2 protein-coding genes are annotated in these 2216 nt (G+C 35.5%); both read left to right on the top strand.

The window, feature by feature from the left end; genetic code table 11:
- The first annotated feature begins 213 nt into the window (after positions 1–213).
- Positions 214–1446 carry a competence/damage-inducible protein A gene (locus KHW44_RS08865; protein ID WP_304068597.1) on the top strand — a complete coding sequence of 411 codons (1233 nt, stop codon included), beginning with the start codon at positions 214–216 and terminating at the stop codon, positions 1444–1446.
- 62 nt (positions 1447–1508) lie between these two features.
- Positions 1509–2216 (top strand): AAA family ATPase (locus KHW44_RS08860; protein ID WP_304068594.1); only part of this gene is annotated, 708 nt, incomplete at its 3' end.

The following is a 2216-nucleotide window of genomic DNA, read 5'->3' as shown; positions in this document are numbered from 1 at the left end:
AAAGAGGAAAATATTATTTCTCGTGGGATTTTGATTGCTAAGGGAGGGAAAAAGATGTTTTTCTATTTTTGAATCAAAATGTTTCACGTGAAACATTTTTATGAAAATTTCATTAGTGATATAATTTAATTGTAAATCGAAGAAAAAAACGACGCTCTGAGAGGCGTTTTAACAGGCGAAAATAAAATATAGGTAATAAACTATGGAGGACAAATGAAAGTTCAAATAATAGCCGTTGGGACGGAATTACTGCTAGGTGACACTTTGGACACGAATTCCAACTACATTTCTATTAAAATTAGAGAGCTTGGGTTTGATTTGTACAAGAGAGTTGTGGTTGGAGATAATTACAACAGATTGTACAAAGAAATACAAGAAGGTTTGAAAGAAAATGATCTGATTATAACTACTGGTGGTTTAGGACCGACTGAAGATGACATTACGAAAAAATGCTGCTGTGATTGTCTTGGCAAGGAAATGGTGCTTAACCAAAAAAGCTATGAAAAAATGAAACGTTATTTCAATAATGATGAAAAAGCGATAAGAGCCAATCTACAACAATGTATGTTTCCAGAAGATGCGATTGTTTTTGAAAACTTCAATGGAACTGCTGACTGTGCGATGATTGAAAATAACGGCAAAAGAATACTGTTTCTACCAGGGCCACCGGCTGAGATGAAGCCTATTTTTGAAGAACAAGTGCAAAAAGTTCTGGAGCAATTCGCAACAGACTGTATTATTTCTGAAACATTGAATGTTTCGATACTGGGCGAATGGGACATGAATGAAAGAGTGAAAGATATCATCGAATCATCAAACAATCCAACAGTAGCGCCTTATTTTAAGAAGGACAAGAGAATTCTAAGAGTAACTGCCAAGGCTAACGACAAACAAACTGCATTGAAAATGATTGATGAGAAGAAGAAAGAACTAAAGGAAAGACTTGGTATATATGTTTTTGGAGAAAACGATGAAACCATCGAACAAGCTTTGTACAAAGTATTACAAAAACACGACTTGTCGATTATGACATCAGAATCCATTACAGGTGGCATGATTGCATCTAAACTTGTGAATGTGTCTGGAGTTAACGATTATTTGAAAAGGTCGTTGGTGGTGTATTCTAATGAAGCAAAGATAGATTTGCTTGGTGTTAAGGCTGAAACTATAGACACATACGGTGTTGTTAGTGAAAATGTTGCGTTTGAGATGGTTGAGAGGATGTTTGAAAAGTTTGGAGTTGACTGTGCGATATCTACGACAGGTTATGCGTCAGGAGAAAATGCTGGGCTTGTATATGTTGGACTTGGATACAAAAACACGATAAAAACCCTAAAATTACAGCTTCACGGAGAACGAAACAAAATAAGAAACAGAGTTTCAAATCGTGCTTTGGCAGAGCTGAGACTTATGATTTTAGAAAATGTTTCACGTGAAACATTTTAAATCTTTTGAAACATCTTAAAACACTTTTTGTGCTATAATAAAAGATGAAAGGAGCTGTAAATTTGAAAACAATATGTGTATTTAATCAAAAAGGTGGGGTAGGTAAGACTACTACCGTCGTTAATTTGTCGGCAGCTCTTGGTTTGAAAGGGAAAAAAGTGCTTGTAGTGGATTTGGATCCACAAGGTAACACTACTTCTGGGTTTGGGATTAACAAGTTCGAATTGTCAAAAAGTATGTATGATTTGATGGTGCATGATGAATTCGACGATGATTTTATTATTCACACGGAAGAAAAAAACGTGGATATAATCCCAGCAACATCGGATTTGTCTGGTGTTGAGGTGGAACTTATTAACACCGATAACAAGGAAAAGGTGTTATCTAACATACTTTCTAATGTAAAAGGATACGATTTTTGTTTTATAGATTGTCCTCCATCTTTGGGGACTTTGTCTATTAATGCCCTTGTAGCGGCGAATTCTGTTCTTATACCTATTCAATGCGAGTTTTATGCGCTTGAAGGGGTGAGTCAACTTATGAACACTATTAATTTGGTTAGAAGTTCGCTGAACGAAAATCTTGAAATAGAAGGTATTGTTATGAGTATGTTTGATGGTAGAAATAATCTTAGTTTGGAAGTGGTAGAAGAGGTCAAGAAATACTTCAAAGATAAGGTGTTTACGACTATGATACCGCGTAATATAAGGTTAGCAGAAGCTCCAAGCTATGGAATGAGTGCGTTATCTTACGACAAAAATTCCAAAGGA

Source organism: Finegoldia magna, from assembly GCF_018371055.1.
Lineage (GTDB): Bacteria > Bacillota > Clostridia > Tissierellales > Peptoniphilaceae > Finegoldia > Finegoldia magna_I.
Note: the sequence above shows the minus strand (reverse complement) of the source record. Positions and strands in the feature narration are given on the sequence as shown.